The sequence below is a fragment of the Anaerobacillus sp. 63XJN7_5_ISO-PGPR-S23-430 genome (assembly GCF_056173695.1).
The window spans coordinates 1,604,974-1,619,476 of the sequence record NZ_CM149686.1; the positions used below are offsets into that span (position 1 = coordinate 1,604,974).

14 protein-coding genes are annotated in these 14,503 nt (G+C 39.7%); 7 read left to right on the top strand and 7 right to left on the bottom strand.

Translation table 11 applies throughout. The features are described 5' to 3' along the window. Nucleotides 1–45 precede the first annotated feature (45 nt). Nucleotides 46–3,111 (bottom strand): efflux RND transporter permease subunit, encoded by a 3,066-nt coding sequence (locus AC0VYJ_RS08725; protein ID WP_475367185.1) that lies wholly within the window; start codon nucleotides 3,109–3,111, stop codon nucleotides 46–48. Between the two features lie 11 nt (nucleotides 3,112–3,122). Then, the gene (locus tag AC0VYJ_RS08730) at nucleotides 3,123–4,325 is read right to left on the bottom strand and encodes an efflux RND transporter periplasmic adaptor subunit (RefSeq protein WP_475367186.1); all 1,203 of its coding nucleotides are present in this window, start codon (nucleotides 4,323–4,325) and stop codon (nucleotides 3,123–3,125) included. A 287-nt stretch (nucleotides 4,326–4,612) separates the two neighbouring features. Between AC0VYJ_RS08730 and spxA the strand changes: the two genes are divergently transcribed. Continuing rightward, nucleotides 4,613–5,008, top strand: coding sequence for a transcriptional regulator SpxA (spxA, locus tag AC0VYJ_RS08735; RefSeq protein ID WP_098443134.1), 396 nt, complete (start codon nucleotides 4,613–4,615; stop codon nucleotides 5,006–5,008). A 112-nt stretch (nucleotides 5,009–5,120) separates the two neighbouring features. Here spxA and AC0VYJ_RS08740 read toward each other — a convergent pair whose 3' ends face one another. Then, complete coding sequence (locus tag AC0VYJ_RS08740; protein WP_430242415.1) at nucleotides 5,121–5,780, bottom strand: TerC family protein; 660 nt, start codon at nucleotides 5,778–5,780, stop codon at nucleotides 5,121–5,123. A 287-nt stretch (nucleotides 5,781–6,067) separates the two neighbouring features. Between AC0VYJ_RS08740 and mecA the strand changes: the two genes are divergently transcribed. The 3 genes from mecA (at nucleotide 6,068) to pepF (ending at nucleotide 10,025) form a co-directional block, all read left to right on the top strand. After that, entirely contained in the window at nucleotides 6,068–6,751 is a 684-nt protein-coding gene (gene mecA / locus AC0VYJ_RS08745) for an adaptor protein MecA (RefSeq protein WP_194222276.1), read from the top strand. A gap of 176 nt (nucleotides 6,752–6,927) precedes the next feature. Beyond that, entirely contained in the window at nucleotides 6,928–8,109 is a 1,182-nt protein-coding gene (locus tag AC0VYJ_RS08750; RefSeq protein WP_475367187.1) for a competence protein CoiA, read from the top strand. 92 nt (nucleotides 8,110–8,201) lie between these two features. After that, nucleotides 8,202–10,025: an oligoendopeptidase F gene (gene pepF / locus AC0VYJ_RS08755; protein WP_475367188.1), complete on the top strand. Its 1,824-nt coding sequence runs from the start codon at nucleotides 8,202–8,204 to the stop codon at nucleotides 10,023–10,025. A gap of 54 nt (nucleotides 10,026–10,079) precedes the next feature. On the opposite strand, the gene AC0VYJ_RS08760 is transcribed toward pepF, so the two are convergent. The 4 genes from AC0VYJ_RS08760 to AC0VYJ_RS08775 all read right to left on the bottom strand — a co-directional run bounded on the left by AC0VYJ_RS08760 (nucleotide 10,080) and on the right by AC0VYJ_RS08775 (nucleotide 12,396). Then, nucleotides 10,080–10,259, bottom strand: coding sequence for a hypothetical protein (locus AC0VYJ_RS08760; protein WP_430242090.1), 180 nt, complete (start codon nucleotides 10,257–10,259; stop codon nucleotides 10,080–10,082). A gap of 132 nt (nucleotides 10,260–10,391) precedes the next feature. Beyond that, the gene (locus AC0VYJ_RS08765) at nucleotides 10,392–11,216 is read right to left on the bottom strand and encodes a ClpXP adapter SpxH family protein (RefSeq protein WP_475367476.1); all 825 of its coding nucleotides are present in this window, start codon (nucleotides 11,214–11,216) and stop codon (nucleotides 10,392–10,394) included. 92 nt (nucleotides 11,217–11,308) lie between these two features. Next, a complete protein-coding gene (locus AC0VYJ_RS08770) occupies nucleotides 11,309–11,704 on the bottom strand; it encodes a globin domain-containing protein (RefSeq protein ID WP_404682403.1) in 396 nt (131 codons plus the stop codon). 116 nt (nucleotides 11,705–11,820) lie between these two features. After that, complete coding sequence (locus AC0VYJ_RS08775; RefSeq protein ID WP_475367189.1) at nucleotides 11,821–12,396, bottom strand: CYTH domain-containing protein; 576 nt, start codon at nucleotides 12,394–12,396, stop codon at nucleotides 11,821–11,823. A 113-nt stretch (nucleotides 12,397–12,509) separates the two neighbouring features. Between AC0VYJ_RS08775 and AC0VYJ_RS08780 the strand changes: the two genes are divergently transcribed. The 3 genes from AC0VYJ_RS08780 to AC0VYJ_RS08790 are packed head-to-tail and all read left to right on the top strand — an operon-like array spanning nucleotide 12,510 to nucleotide 14,406. Continuing rightward, complete coding sequence (locus AC0VYJ_RS08780) at nucleotides 12,510–12,917, top strand: UPF0738 family protein (protein WP_475367190.1); 408 nt, start codon at nucleotides 12,510–12,512, stop codon at nucleotides 12,915–12,917. A 26-nt stretch (nucleotides 12,918–12,943) separates the two neighbouring features. Then, nucleotides 12,944–13,579: a GTP diphosphokinase gene (gene yjbM, locus AC0VYJ_RS08785; protein WP_194221210.1), complete on the top strand. Its 636-nt coding sequence runs from the start codon at nucleotides 12,944–12,946 to the stop codon at nucleotides 13,577–13,579. 26 nt (nucleotides 13,580–13,605) lie between these two features. Next, nucleotides 13,606–14,406 carry an NAD kinase gene (locus AC0VYJ_RS08790; protein ID WP_194222277.1) on the top strand — a complete coding sequence of 267 codons (801 nt, stop codon included), beginning with the start codon at nucleotides 13,606–13,608 and terminating at the stop codon, nucleotides 14,404–14,406. Nucleotides 14,407–14,503: the final 97 nt, after the last annotated feature.

Here is a 14,503-nt window from a genome sequence, read left to right on the forward strand (position 1 = left end):
TGTAACAAAAAACCGAAAGCCTTAAAACTGGCTTTCGGTTTTTTTCTATTCATTTGCTTCTAATTTTTTATCCAATCGTTTCTGACGACGTAGATCAATCAAGTAATAAACAACAGGAATAAATACTAATGTTATAAATGTTGCTACACTCAATCCGAATACGATGACGATGGCCATCGGTTGCTGTATTTCTGTACCTTCACCAAACCCGAGTGATAAAGGAACCAGACCAAGAATCGTCGTTAAGGCTGTCATTAAAATCGGTCTTAAGCGAATAGGTCCTGCTTCTAAAATCGCTTCACGAGTTCCCATCCCTGTTTCACGAAGCTTATTAATATAATCAACGAGTACAATCGCATTATTGACCACGATCCCCGTTAAAATAAGCATACCAACGAGTGAACCAACTCCAAGAGGCTGGAAGGAGATAAGGAGGCCGAAAATAATCCCAATAGCTGTGAGTGGAACAGAAAACATAATGATAAACGGATAGAGAAATGATTCAAACTGTCCTGCCATAACCATATAAACAAGAACAATGGCAAGAGCAAGAGCACCGGACAATTTAAAGAAAGCATCATTCATTTGTTCATCTTGTCCACCAAAAGTGATTTTATATGAATTACCAGGGAGCGGAACGTCTTTGACTAGTTTTTCGCGAATTTCATCTGTAACCGTTCCAAGATCTCGACCCAATAGACTCGCCGTTATTTCTACTTGTCTTAATCGATCCGAACGTGTAATTTCCGATGGACCAAGCCCCCGTTTAATTTCGGCAACAGCAGAAAGGGGGATTTTTTCCCCAGTTTGAGTCTCGATTAATAGGCTAGATAGAGAATCAAGGGAATCTGTATATTTATCTTCAACTGCTAAGCGGATATCTAATTGATTGCCATCTCTTGCAAGATTGCTCGCTACAAGTCCTTTTGTGGCATTAGAAATCGTTGTTGAAATTTGTGAGCTGCCTATTCCATAGCTCGCAGCCTTCTCACGATCGATTAGAATTTGAACTTCTGGATTATTGGATTCGATACTCGAAGTTGGTTCTCTTACGCCATCGACTTCTGATAAGCTCTCCATCACATCATCCGAAAGTTCTTTCAAAACATCAAGCTCAGGTCCGATGATGTTAATTGAAATAGGAGCAGCGCTAAATCCAGAATCACTGGCAGATACAGAAATATCGGCGTTCGGTATACCTTTAAGCTTCTTTCGTATATCTTCGGCTACTTCTAAGTCAGATTGATCTCGCTCATTGATTGGAACGAGCAGGACGCTGTAGCTAGCCCGGTTCGTTTGACTGCCAGCTCCAACACTAAAGTTGTCGGTTCCTCCAGCTGTTAAATAGGATAAGTCAACTTCAGGAATCGACTTTAAGACGTTATCAATTTCCTCTGTGACGGTTTCAGTGGCGTCAAGCGAGCTTCCTGCAGGAAGGTTCGCTGATATATTCACAAAGCTCTGATCCTGTGCAGGAAGGAATTCTGTCCCAATAAAAGGCGTTCCGGCTGCTGAAATAGCAAGGAGCAGAACGGTAAAGCCGATTGTTTTTTTAGGATGAGACAGCGTTTTATCTAATACTCGACGATACCATTGATTAACCCGATCAAATTTAAGTTGAAAAATCGATTTGGATTCGTTTCGGTTCATCAGAAGAGATGATAATAGTGGCACAATAATAAGTGCTGTAAATAGAGACGCTAATAGTGAGAAGGTAACAGCTAGCGCTAATGGTTTAAAGAGCTGGGCTGCGAGCCCAGTAACAAATACAATTGGTAAGAATACTACAACTGTAGTGAGTGTAGATGCAATGATTGCACTACCAACTTCTTTCGTACCATCTACTGCCGCTTCTTTCAGTGATTTACCTTCCTGCCTTAGTCGGTAAATGTTTTCTAGAATAACAATAGAGTTGTCTACCATCATTCCAACTCCGAGCGCGAGGCCTCCTAGTGTTAGGAGGTTGATCGTTTGACCTGAGAAATACATTAAAATAAATGCACCCACGATCGAAATAGGTATTGATAAACCGATAATTAGCGTACTGCGAATATTGCGTAAGAACAGGTATAGAACGGCAGAAGCTAAAAGACTTCCAATAATAATATTCCATACAACAGCACGGATTGACTGATTAATAAATTTCGCCTGATCGAATACGGTTTTAATTTCCATGCTTTCTGGTAGGGAAGGCTGAATTTCTTCAAGCTTCTCATTAATTTGCTTCACTACTTGAACGGTGTTTGCTCCAGATTGTTTTTGAATTGAAAAACCAATCGCCGGCTCACCATTTAAGAAACTTTCTTGAACAGCAGGTTTCATCATTTCTTCGATTTCAACGAGCTGATTAAGTTTGACGGTACCATTCTGTGTTGGAACGGATAAGTTTTTTAAATCATCAACGGATTTAAACTCTCCTGTTACGCGAAGAGGCAGGTTTTTATTCTCTGTTTCAATAGATCCGCTTGGTAAGTTAAGATTTTCTGATCCAATGAGCTGCTGTAAGTTTGTAAGGGTGACGCCATATTGACTTAATTTATCTGGATCAGCAGTTAATCTAATTTCCTTCTCTAACTGACCTTCAATCGTAACAGCTGCAACCCCTGGTACTGAATCAAGTGAAGGTTTAATTTGATCTTCAATTACTTTCTTTACTGCAGTAAGATCTTCCTCCGATCCAGCCACTCCAAGTTGCATGATAGGAATATCACTTGGATTAAAACGCAATACTTTAGGAATTGGTACTTCAGAAGGTAGAGAGTCTCTAACTGCATCAATTTGTTCCCTCATATTTAACGTGGCAAAATCCATATCTGTTCCCCATTCGAATGAAACGAGGATCAGTGCACCACCATTTTGTGAGACGGACGATATACTTTCGACATTCGGTAGGGTTCCCATCACGTTCTCAAGAGGGGAGGCTAGTAAGTTCTCAACTTCTTCAGGACCAGCACCATCATATGTAACCGTTACGGCTGCAACAGGGAAAGTAAGATCGGGAAACAGATCAACTGGCATGTTACGTAGTGATACTGTTCCGATAATGAGGATGAAAATAATCACCATCCCCATAGCAATTGGACGAAAGACGGAAAGCTTAGCAATATTCATGTGTGTTCAACTCACTTCTGTACCTGGATTTCAGATGCTTCGTTTAGACGATCTTTACCTTTAGTGATGACTTTATCACCTTTTGAGAGACCTTTCGTAATTTGAATGCTTTCATCAGTCTCTGCTCCTAGCTCGACGTTAACTTGTTTCACTTTCTTTCCTTGTGGTGCGTAAACATACGTTTCATCATCACCATAGATAATTGAATCCTTAGGGACAGTTACAGCGTTCTCTATGACGTCTGTTTGTATGGTCGCAGTTGCTTTCATACCACCTTTAATTTTTAAATCTTTGTTTTCAATTGGAATCTCAATTAGAAATGAACCCGTTTGTTCATTTGCTGTAGGTGGGATCGCTTTTAATTTCCCATCAAAAGATCCATCGACACCGTCAAAAGTGATCTTCACTTCCTGATCTTTTTGTAACTGTGTAATTTGAAAGCTATTTACTTGAAAGGCAGCGTTAATCGGATTTAAATTCACGACGACCGCAAGCGGGGTGCTTGGCACGGCTGCAGCATTTTCTTCAGCATTGATTTGAGAAACGATCCCATTTATAGGTGATTCAATGGTAGTTGCATTTAGGACGTCCCTTGCCTGGTTAAGGCTTGCTTTCGTTTCGGACAACTGTGTTTCAAGCTGTGTCACATTACCTGCTGACATTGAAGGAACCTGGGCTGCAGCTTGGGATAATTGTGCCTGCTTTATGGTTACTTCAAGACTTTCCTTTAAAACATCAGCAGCTGTCACTTCTTCTGAATCAAGTTCATTAAGTAGCTGCTTAGATCGTTCGAGTGAAGCATTTAATTCATCTTGAAGATTTTTTAACTCTTGAGCACTTTTTTCTGCTTGTCCAGACAATTCTTGAGCCTGGCTAACGGCTTTTTCAAGCTCATTGACCGCATTCGTTAGCTGGTTGACATTTTCTCTCGCTGTAGAATCATCGAGAGAAGCAATGAGATCTCCTTTTTCCACAGAGCTTCCAACAGTCACGTTTATTTCTTTTACCTCGAGTGGAGAAGGGGCAGCGAGCGGGATCGTCACTCCAGGAGTAGCTTGTCCGGCTAATTCAAGTTCATTCGAAATGTTTTTTTGTTGAGCAGTAGCGACTTCAACTGGAATCGGTTCATTTGAAGTTTCTTCATTTGTAATTTCCTGTGTTGTACAAGCGCTTGCAAAGACGAGCATACTTACAAGAAACAGAGCCTTTTTCATATTATTCACCTCAGAATTAGTGTATCTCTTACGAATCGTATCATGTGAAGGAAACTTTTTTCAGATAAAAATCAAACATTTTTAAACAATAAAGGTTTGGGAGCGTGAAGAAGGGGTATATAGGAGTTAGACTTAACATAAATCATTTGTATAGTTATTGTATAGCTTTTATGTAATTTTTGTCATCCTCTATTTATTTGATAAGAATTGTAGTATAATACAAATTGTGAAAAGATAATTTTTCTAATGTAGATTTGACGTTTACTTATAGAAAGGAGCAATTCCTTATGGTAACACTCTATACATCACCAAGCTGCACATCTTGTCGAAAAGCGAAGGCGTGGTTGCAGGAGCACGATATTCCCTTTACAGAACGTAACATTTTTTCTGAACCTCTTACTATTGAAGAAGTGAAAGAAATTCTACGTATGACTGAAGACGGAACAGATGAAATTATATCAACTCGCTCAAAAACTTTCCAGGAATTGAACTTAAATCTTGATACGGTTTCTTTACAGGAATTGTTTGAGCTAATTAGCGAGCATCCAGGATTGCTTCGCCGTCCAATCATTTTGGATGAAAAAAGACTACAGGTTGGTTATAACGAAGATGAAATTCGTCGTTTCCTACCTCGCAAGGTTCGTACTTTTCAACTTCAAGAGGCACAGCGTCTCGTTAATTAATTAGCTTATAATAATGATGCTCGGTTTTAATTCATTCGAGTTAAAGGTTCATTAACAGAGCTACCTAATAAAAACTTCTACAGGAGATCCTGTAGAAGTTTTTTTGTAGCTCTTAATAAATGTAAAGAATGTTTCCTTTCACCTTCTTTACTAACCATCCTCCAACAATCACAACGAGAAGAAAAATAATCTCGATGGCCACTTCCATGGAAGGGTATGTATAAAAGAAGGTTTTTAATTCTGCTGCGCTTGTTAACATCCTTGCAGAAGTAAAAGCTAAAATGCCGGCGCCAATATAAATTAAAACAGGAAAATGATCAAGGGCATGCATGATCATTCTACTACCCCATACGATAATAGGGATAGAGATGAATAATCCAAAAACGACAAGCGGCAGTTTCCCCTCGGATGCACCAGCGATCGCTAGTACATTATCGAGCCCCATAATGAGATCTGCTATGACGATGGTTCGAATGGCTCCCCAAAACGAAAAGGTGGATTGGACCGATTCATTACTTTCACTATCGATTACCAATTTGAAGGAAATGTAGAGAAGAAAGAGGCTACCAACAATTAATAAGAAAGGGAGCATCAATAAATAGACAGCGACAATGGTTAGTGCTATTCTAAGTCCAACAGCAATGGCTGTTCCCATCATGATGGCTTTGTTGCGATGAGAATCGGGGAGATTACGACACGCGAGGGCGATTACAACTGCGTTGTCACCACCTAGGACGATATCAATACCGATAATAAACAGAATCTGTGTCATGGTTTCTAAGGTAAGCAAGGAATCCACTCCCGAATAGCGAATTTTTAATCATATGACAGGAGCACTTTAGGGCAAGCTATACACATAAATAAATATATCGTGTATATGGTTTAATATGAGTGAAAAAATCAAACGATTTTTTATTTCCATTCTTTGATGGTTTATCATAGAATGGTATTACAAGAGAAAAAGTGGTTAAACTCAAGCCACTTAAGGGAAAGAGAAAATTAGGAGTATCCCAGAGGGAATAGCCTTCCGGTTAACTAAACAGGAGGGAGAGAGTGCACATGGAAATCGAACGCGTCAATGCGAATACTTTAAAATTCTTTATTACGTATAGAGATATTGAAAATAGAGGGTTCGATCGAGAAGAAATTTGGTACGACAGAGAAAGAGGAGAAGAATTGTTCTGGGAAATGATGGACGAAGCGCATCAAAGGGAACAGTTTTCACTTGAGGGTCCACTCTGGATACAAGTTCAAGCACTTGAAAAGGGTCTTGAAATCATTGTGACACGTGCACAAATGTCAAATGACGGGTCCAAACTTGAACTTCCGATGTCAGAGGATAAGCAGCTTGATCTTCCGCTCGATGAAAATATGGATAAAATTCTTGATGATAAATTTGCGCTTCAGAATAATTTAGATCCAGAAGACGAGCCTGAACCGTTAGAAGGTGAAGAGCTTTCCTTTATGATCGGATTTAGAGACTTTGAAGATGTGATTTCATTGTCACACGGATTTGATTCAACTGGAGTTGAAAATGGATTGTATCATTATGAGGACCGTTATTATCTCCATGTTGTCTTCGACGAAACATTGATAGAAGAAGATCAGGACAACCGATTGAGTCAGCTGTTAGAATACGGATATGAAACAGACCTGACCATTCACCGCATTCATGAATACGGTAAGGAGATTCTCTCTGAGCAGGCTCTTGAACAACTCCGCGGACACTTCCCACTCTTATAAGGTGAGGCCGATTTCTATGGAAATCGGCTTTTTTTTATTTCTTCATTTCTTTAAGGGGACGAATCATCCTTTGTGGTTAAACCGGTTATCTTATTCAAATAAATATAGAAAGTGTAGAGGGATGTTTCTCTAGGAAGAGAATTATTGTTAGGAACGAATAAAAGAGAGGTGTTGTGATGTTAACTGCTTCAACTATAAATGGATCATTACTCAATCTTGCCGACCGTTGCTTCAGCCTTGATGAGCTACGGAAATTAAGGCGTTCCACACCCTATTATTGTCCTGGGTGCCGTGAGCGGGTTGTGATGAAGCTAGGTGAAAAAAAGATATGGCATTTTGCCCATCAAGGGTCCCCGCCTTGTGAAATGGAATGGGAACGGGAATCTAATTATCACTTAACCGGTAAACAACAGCTTTATAATTGGCTAAGAGAAGATCATCAGGATGTGCAATTAGAACATGTGTTAATTGCCTCTAATCAGCGCCCCGATTTATTTCTCCCCTCATCTTGTACGGCGGTTGAATTTCAATGTGCCTCAATAGAAGCGAGACTGCTTACGAAACGATCACATGATTATAACGCTACAAACATTCATGTGACATGGATTCTTGGAGCAAAGCGCCTCAAGCGAATATATTCCCTCATCCACACCCTTTCAGCTATGGACTGGGCAGCAGCATCCCACCATAGAGGTTCTCCGTCCATTTACTATTATTGCCCAGAAGAACGTACCTTCGCGAATCTAACCATCCACTATAGCTTAACCCCTACAAAATTCATCTGTACAACCACTTATCACAGCGCTTCAACTAATTCTTATTTCGATTTATTTAAGTCTCATTCTCCTTTTACTATTCATGAATCCGTGCCCATATGGTTTAAGCAAAAACAAATTTGGCGTCAAAATCCCCATGGTGAAAAATCATTCATTTATTACTTCTTGCGTAAACGACTCTATCTTAGCGGAAAGTCTATTCGATTTTTCCCTTCCGAAGCTGGAATTCCATCTTCGCAAAACTACTGGATTGAAACCCCCTCTTATTTATGGCAAACGTGGATTATTATTTGCTTTCTTTCTTTAACCCCTCAAAATAAATCATTCTCTATGCAGTCATTAATAAATGCCTTCCAACAAGTAATCGATGCTACTCTTATTAAAGTAAGATATAGTCCGCACATGGTTCAGGGGGAAGGGGTATCAGCGGCACTAAAAGGGTATGTTGATCAATTAATTCGGTTAAAAGTTTTGAAAGAATGGGATAATGAACGATATGAAAAGCTTTATCAACCTGAGGTTCATCAGCAAGTTGAGCAATGCACTAAAAAAGATCATGAAATTCTCGGGAAACTTGTGTGAAACTGCAACGTTTGTCGAGCGAAATTGTAAGCATCCTTTGAGGAATATGGTACGATAATGTATGTGAGGTAATTATTTGATGGAGGTGTCTAATGATGGAAGAGAAAAAAGTAAACGCTCTACCTAAACGAGACGAAATTCCAGTAGAAGATACTTGGGATCTTGAAGCCATTTACGAAAACGATCAAAAATGGGATGAGGAATTTAAAGAAATAAAAGCACTTCTCCCGGAGATGGAAGAATACAAAGGGAAGTTAGCCGATTCTGCAGATACGCTTTATGCGGCCCTTCAAAAACAAGATGAAATTACAATTAAGCTTGGCAAGCTGTATACATATGCCCATATGCGCTATGATCAAGATACGACAAACTCCCATTACCAGGGTCTTAATGATCGTGCAGCTAATCTTGCGACGCAGGTGAGTAGTGAGCTCGCTTTTGTTGTACCAGAAATTCTAAGCGTACCCGAAGAAACCATCAAGCAGTATTTGAACGAAAAGAAAGAACTGAAACTTTATGAGCAAGCATTAGACGAAATCAATCGAGAGCGTCCGCACGTTTTATCTAAGGAAGAAGAAGCCATTCTGGCTGGTGTTAGCGACGTAACGAATAGTTCAAGCAACACGTTTGGTATGTTAAATAATGCAGATATGAAGTTTCCAACGATTAAGGATGAGAATGGGGACGAAGTGGAAGTTACACACGGACGCTACATTCGTTTTCTTGAGAGTAGCGACCGACGTGTAAGAAAAGATGCGTTCAAGGCAGTCTATGAAACGTATGGGAAATTCAAGAATACTTTCGCTTCGACACTAAGTGGAACAGTTAAGAAAGACAATTATTATGCTAGCGTGCGTAATTATGATTCGGCAAGACAAGCTGCACTTGATAGTAATAACATTCCAGAAGACGTCTATGACAACCTTGTGGAAACAGTGCACAATCGCCTTGATCTATTGCATCGCTATGTAAACCTTCGAAAGAAAGCACTTGGTCTTGAGGAAATTCATATGTATGATCTCTATACACCACTTGTACCAGAAGTAAAGATGGAGGTTTCATATAAAGAAGCGAAAGATTATATTCTCAAAGGATTAGCTCCGCTCGGAGAAGAGTACAAAGAGATCTTAGAGGAAGGCTTCTCAAACCGATGGGTAGATGTGCAAGAAATCGTAGGTAAAAGAAGTGGGGCTTACTCTTCAGGTACGTATGGAACACGTCCATATATTCTAATGAACTGGCAAGATAACGTGAATAATTTATTTACGCTCGCTCACGAGTTCGGCCATTCGGTTCATAGTTATTACACAAGAGAAAACCAACCTTATCCTTACGCAAATTATTCCATTTTTGTAGCTGAAGTTGCTTCAACAACAAATGAATCGTTACTCAATCATTATTTGCTCGAAAACACTTCAGACAAAAAGGAAAAGCTTTATTTATTAAACCACTATCTAGAAGGATTCAGAGGAACCGTATTTAGACAAACGATGTTTGCTGAGTTTGAGCATGCGATTCACAAAAGAGCGCAAGATGGTGAGCCGTTAACGCCAGATCTTCTTTCTTCGATCTACTATGATCTTAACAAAACGTATTTTGGTGACGATCTTGTGATCGATGATGAAATTGCACTTGAGTGGGCGCGTATTCCTCATTTCTATTACAATTACTATGTATTCCAATATGCGACTGGATTTAGCGCAGCTGCATCCCTCTCAAATCAAATTCTTGAAGAAGGCGATGAAGCCGTCTCAAGATACATTGATTTCTTAAAAGCAGGAAGCTCAGATTATCCGATTGAGGTCTTGAAAAAGGCCGGAGTAGATATGACTTCTTCTAAACCAATCAGTGACGCACTAGATGTATTTGAATCCATTCTTAACGAAATGGAAAATCTGTTATTCGAAGACGAATAGGTTGCATAAACTAAGCCGCTAAAAAGCCTTCTCTACTACTAGAGAAGGCTTTTTTTAGCGGTTAAATCCTTTGAATTGGTTTCTGGAATTGTACATGCTAACGGTAAAAAGAATAGAAAGAAACAAAAGAGCTCCACCAATAGGCACAGGAATAAATCTTAATAATCCCATGATAAACATGACAAAGCTAACGATGATGAGTGCCGCACCTAGTAAGATGAGAAAACGCGTCATGAATTTCCCTCCTCGTATTATAGTTATGAGAAATGATGAAGCATATACTTACTTGGAAGGGGAGAGGTAAATGAATGGTAAGAACAAAAAAGAATGAACCATGCTGGTTCATTCTTTTTTTGAAGCCCGATCTTAACTTTTTACAGTGCGCCAGAAACATCCATGTTTCGCGGGCACTTTCTCTACCATTTGCTTCAAGGCGAGCTTCTTCATAGCGGCATCTGCCTCGTCGCAACTCATGTCGTAAACGACCGCCACTTCTTTTGTTGCGACAAAGTGATAGCGGTCCATGAATTCATCTAGCGACGGAAGAGGCTCTGGCGTTGGTGTTGTTTTAAGCATTTCTGTCAGAATTCTAACATACACATCATAATCATAAAGTCCTGTAATTTTAAGACCTTCTTCTTCAATATTTTCATTGAAGAAAACAAGGGTAGGAAGTTCATTTACTTCCATTTCTGAAGAGATCTTTAAGTCACATTGAAATGCTTTTACAGCAGCTTGTGAGTGAAGATCTTTCTGGAATTCTTCTACATCAAGTCCGGTTTCTTTTGCTGCTTGAACTAGATTTTCTTCTTTTGTCATGTTTTGCTTTTGGATAAAAAGAAGTTCTCTCATTTTCCTTAGGAAACGAAATCCTGGAAGCTTTCCCTGAAGCTCTGCAGCCTTGATAGCAATTGATGCGATATAAGGGGTATCCATAGGGTCCTCATACCACAAATCACCGTCACAGGACATCCCAGAGCGACTGGCTGTACGTTCCCAACGCTCAGCGACATCAGCGTGTGTTGTGATGCCTTCATTTTTTCGTTTAAACGAGTTAAATGATTTTATATTACCGCCAACTAGATGTCTAATGCGGAAGGTATGTCCATATTCTAGGTGTAATTTCTTAATGATCGGTTCGAGACCCCAGCAGTCAGGACAAAGCGGATCAATGAATGAATAGATCTCGATAGGTTTACCTTTTTGAGATGTAGTCGTGCAAGCTGTATCGGATTGTCCATTTGGATTGTAAGAATCGCAATAGGAACCAGTAGCATTCGGTGTCAATTCGATTCTCCTTTCTCTTCCTGATCACCCGAGTTAACCATATGATGAGCAGTGAACGTTAACCTTGTTAGGAGATGTTCTCGTAAATCTTCGTCTAGTTCAACCTCATCCATTGCTAACTCCATGCAAGAAAGCCATGCTGTCGCACGTTTGGGTGTTATCTCGAATGGGAGATGCCTCGCTCTTAACATAGGGTGCCCATGTTCTTCGGAATATAGAGGCGGCCCTCCGAGAAATTGAGTTAGGAATTGAGTTTGTTTTCTAGCTGTTTCAGTTAAATCATCTGGAAAGATAGGTTTTAATTCGGGATGCTGTGAAACCCGATTATAAAAAGCAGTCACTAGCCGTTCAAGCTGCGCACCGCCGATATGATCATACATGTTTTGTTTCATATTCATTTTCCCCTTTGGAAGGTAGAACTTAATTACAATTTCATTTTAGCAACCTCCCTACGTAACAGCAAATAATCCGATTTGAAATCATTGCCAAACAAAAAGAACAGGACCGTTTAGGCCTGTTCTTGGGATGCTAGGAAGAATCGAAGAATCTTATTATTTGTCTTTCTCTTTGGAATTTGATGCTGATGAAGAAGGGACGTGAAGGCACGCTCTCCTGTCGTGAAATCAGAGACTTCAAACTCAAGTTCGAAATCTTCTCTCCCTAGGTATTCACTATGGTCGAGGACGAGCAGTCCGTGAGTCGTTTGGTATTCAGCTCTATGTGTCGTTAATCGTCCTAAGTGGTGGAGCGGAGATAGAATTCCTAGTTCGTTTAGCTGCGATGCTACTTCTCCATCAGGAAGTGTGCCGTCCTTCTTGATCTCTTCAAAGGTTTCTTGCGATACGGCTTGATGTGTCTCAAGCAGTCCTTCCTCGGCAGGCTGCTTTAATGTTAATACGAATTTGTCATTCTTGTTTCTAATGCGTAACGCAGCTCCTTTTTCACGAATCATAAAATTCTTTGTATCAAAATAATCATTCGTTTGTGTTTTAATGTTCTCTCCTAATTTATAAGAATCAAGCAAAGAGGCATACTCTTCTTTTGTGAGCATATTTTTAAATTCGATTTCTACTTCCTGTGCCATAAGTAAACCCTCCATTTAGATGAATATAAAAGAATTATGGCATATGTCTTTATTCAGAACAACAACGGTGAAATCTCCCACTGCATTGTGATAAACTATTAGGTGATACATACTTGGAAATAACGAAAGGAGAGGTATTTGTGCCAGAACAATACTACATCATTACAGGGGAATTATCAGATCACACACTTACCTTTGGTCTGAATGAAAAAGTGGACCTTACTTCCTATACAGCTACTGGAAATATGTTAGTGGATTCCGACTCCTTGTCATTTGTGTATTTACTCGATGGGGGAGAAGGGTATACATATATTCGTTTCCAAGAGGAAGTATGGCCAATGTTAGCAAACGTGCTCAATCAGGACGTGAACGTGGTTGTTACTTCCGAGGATGACACATCTATAGAACTTACTCACCTAAAAGAGGAACTTTCCTATCTTGTTGAGAATATTAAAGATAATTCGAATTATGGAGAAGTGATGAATCAAGCTGTTGAGAAAGTATTCCTAACAGCGTCATAATAGATATCGTCGTTGGTGGTGGTTGGATGAAAAATTGGGAAGAATTTTTAGCACCGTATAAACAAGCAGTAAATGAATTGAAAGTGAAATTGAAAGGCATTCGAGAGCAATTTGAAAAGGCGGATGATCATTCACCTGTTGAATTTGTTACTGGGAGAGTAAAGCCGATTTCAAGTATTCTTGATAAAGCCAAAACGAAACACATACCGCTCAATAGACTGCAGGAAGAAATGCATGATATTGCAGGTGTTCGTGTGATGTGTCAGTTCGTAGAAGATATTAATAAAGTCATTCATCACCTTCGTGGTAGAAAAGATTTTGATATCGTTGAGGAACGAGATTATGTGACGAATCAGAAAGTAAGCGGCTATCGATCATACCATGTGGTCGTTCAGTATCCAGTTCAAACGATTCAAGGAGAACAAATGCTGCTCGTTGAAATACAAATTCGAACACTTGCTATGAATTTCTGGGCGACAATTGAGCATTCTTTGAATTATAAATACAATAAGAAAATACCTGATGATGTCAAAAAGCGCCTCCAACGAGCCGCTGAAGCAGCTTCCAAACTTGATGATGAAATGTCTGAAATTCGCGGTGAGATTAAGGAAGCTCAGAAAATATTTATGCAAAAGAAAGAAAATGAACAAAAAGAAAGCTGAAAACTAAACTAGACGAGGTGCCTAAATTGAAATTTGCGGTAAAGTCAAAAGGGGATCAAACCTCCAATCAACTTCAGCAGCGCATCAAAAATTATTTACGTGATTTCGATCTGGACTATGATGAAGCAGAACCGGATATTGTCATTTCGGTTGGCGGTGATGGGACACTACTACACGCTTTTCATCATTATCAAGATCGCCTGGATCAAACAGCCTTTGTAGGTGTTCATACTGGACACTTAGGTTTCTATGCGGACTGGACCCCTGAAGAAGTCGAAAAGCTCGTCATCCATATTGCAAGGACTCCTTTTCAAATTGTAGAATATCCATTGCTTGAAGTAACGGTTCGCTATTTAAATAGTTCCAAAGAGAACCGCTATCTTGCGCTAAATGAATGTACAGTCAAAAGTGTAGAGGGATCTTTAGTGATGAATGTTGAAATAAAAGGTGATCTGTTTGAAACGTTTAGAGGAGACGGTCTCTGTATTTCAACGCCATCTGGTAGTACAGCCTATAATAAAGCGTTGGGCGGGGCGATCATTCATCCTGCACTTCCTTCCATTCAACTTTCAGAAATGGCATCTATCAACAATCGCGTCTTTCGTACTGTAGGATCTCCACTTGTGCTTCCGCAGCATCATACGTGTCTTCTGCGACCGGTGAACGATGCTGACTTTCAAATTACGATTGACCATCTGTTCTTATTGCAACAAGATGTAAAGTCCATTCAATATCGAGTAGCAGAAGAGAAGGTAAGATTCGCGCGTTTTAGACCGTTTCCTTTCTGGAAAAGAGTAAAGGAATCATTTGTCGATGAAGTATATTAAAGCGAGGCAGTACTGTTCATGAGTTGAACGGTGCTGTTTTTTTCGCTCTATTACAAAAGAATGCCTATCATGAAAAATTTTATAATACACGAGGTGA

Bases quoted from the DNA above. Each gene is read 5' to 3' on its own strand.
- AC0VYJ_RS08770 (WP_404682403.1), bottom strand. From the start codon at position 11,704: ATGAAACAAAACATGTATGATCATATCGGCGGTGCGCAGCTTGAACGG.
- AC0VYJ_RS08730 (WP_475367186.1), bottom strand. From the start codon at position 4,325: ATGAAAAAGGCTCTGTTTCTTGTAAGTATGCTCGTCTTTGCAAGCGCT.
- AC0VYJ_RS08760 (WP_430242090.1), bottom strand. From the start codon at position 10,259: ATGACGCGTTTTCTCATCTTACTAGGTGCGGCACTCATCATCGTTAGC.
- pepF (WP_475367188.1), top strand. From the start codon at position 8,202: ATGATGGAAGAGAAAAAAGTAAACGCTCTACCTAAACGAGACGAAATT.
- AC0VYJ_RS08775 (WP_475367189.1), bottom strand. From the start codon at position 12,396: ATGGCACAGGAAGTAGAAATCGAATTTAAAAATATGCTCACAAAAGAA.
- mecA (WP_194222276.1), top strand. From the start codon at position 6,068: ATGGAAATCGAACGCGTCAATGCGAATACTTTAAAATTCTTTATTACG.
- spxA (WP_098443134.1), top strand. From the start codon at position 4,613: ATGGTAACACTCTATACATCACCAAGCTGCACATCTTGTCGAAAAGCG.
- AC0VYJ_RS08740 (WP_430242415.1), bottom strand. From the start codon at position 5,780: ATGACACAGATTCTGTTTATTATCGGTATTGATATCGTCCTAGGTGGT.
- yjbM (WP_194221210.1), top strand. From the start codon at position 12,944: ATGAAAAATTGGGAAGAATTTTTAGCACCGTATAAACAAGCAGTAAAT.
- AC0VYJ_RS08750 (WP_475367187.1), top strand. From the start codon at position 6,928: ATGTTAACTGCTTCAACTATAAATGGATCATTACTCAATCTTGCCGAC.
- AC0VYJ_RS08725 (WP_475367185.1), bottom strand. From the start codon at position 3,111: ATGAATATTGCTAAGCTTTCCGTCTTTCGTCCAATTGCTATGGGGATG.